We start from the raw sequence: 924 nt of genomic DNA, 5'->3' as shown, positions 1-924 counted from the left end.
TGCACCTTTGGGCTCATAGTGCTTCCTCCTCATCGAGATGAGGATTGCCGGATTTGGCGTAGAACACCAACACGGGTCCGAGATCAAAGCGCATCCCGGGCGCAAGGCGCTGGACGGACCGGGGCCATGTTTCGGTTGAGACGCCATCGATGCCTCGCGCCAGCGTTCTGGCGAATCGGGGCATCAGCGGAGCGAGTGTCGGTGCCAGGATCGCAGCGGCCGTCGTCTGAAGGGCTAGCGAAGTCCGATTGCGGGCGGGATAGAAACGTCGCGCCGCCGCATAGTCTTGCGCCCGACGGTAGATCACGCAATCGCGCACGAAATCGCAGACCTGAGCGGCCGCGCGCCGGACCGAGAAGCCTTCGTCCGAATAGGTGCGCTCCATCGCGACGCGATAGATCTCTATGCGAGCAAAGAAGGCGCGGTCGACCGGGTTCCAGTCGCCTGCATCGGGTACACGGCCGGCAAAATCCTGCTTGATTTCCTGGTTCAACGCATCAAGCCAGTTCAGCCAAATCCCTTGGAACACCTCGTTCTCGGTGCGGCGCAGCGCGTCCAGCGTGAAATCCGTCCGCTCACCTTCCGGGCGTGTCAGGCCCAAATGGAGGCGCACGACGTCGACTGTCTCTGGGCTCAGAACCTCCTTGCCCCAAACCGCATGGCGGCAGCTGGTTGAGAACTTCTTGCCGTCGAGCAGGTAGAACTCGTTGACGTGATAGTGGATGCGTGGCGTCCAGTGGGAGAAGACCTCGGCGTAAAGAGCGGGGTAGAGTAGCGCGTGGTAGAACGAATTGTCGAAGCCGAAGAAATGGACAATCTGCCAGTCGTTGCCGGGCATCTCCGCCTTCCAGTCGCGACCCAGCAAGCGGCCGAGCGCCTGGATGTTGTAAAGAAAACCGAAGGCCATTTCCGGCCAGACCCAGA

1 protein-coding gene is annotated in these 924 nt (G+C 61.1%); it reads right to left on the bottom strand.

Annotated elements, in window-relative coordinates:
• Window positions 1-13: 13 nt before the first annotated feature.
• The coding region (locus NKH37_RS33975) for a class I tRNA ligase family protein (protein WP_353042585.1) at window positions 14-924 on the bottom strand (911 nt) is incomplete at its 5' end.

The organism is Mesorhizobium sp. M1217, assembly GCF_040318275.1.
Classification (GTDB): Bacteria; Pseudomonadota; Alphaproteobacteria; order Rhizobiales; family Rhizobiaceae; genus Mesorhizobium.
The sequence above is the reverse complement of the archived record's forward strand: the minus strand, read 5'-3'. Positions and strand labels throughout refer to the sequence as shown.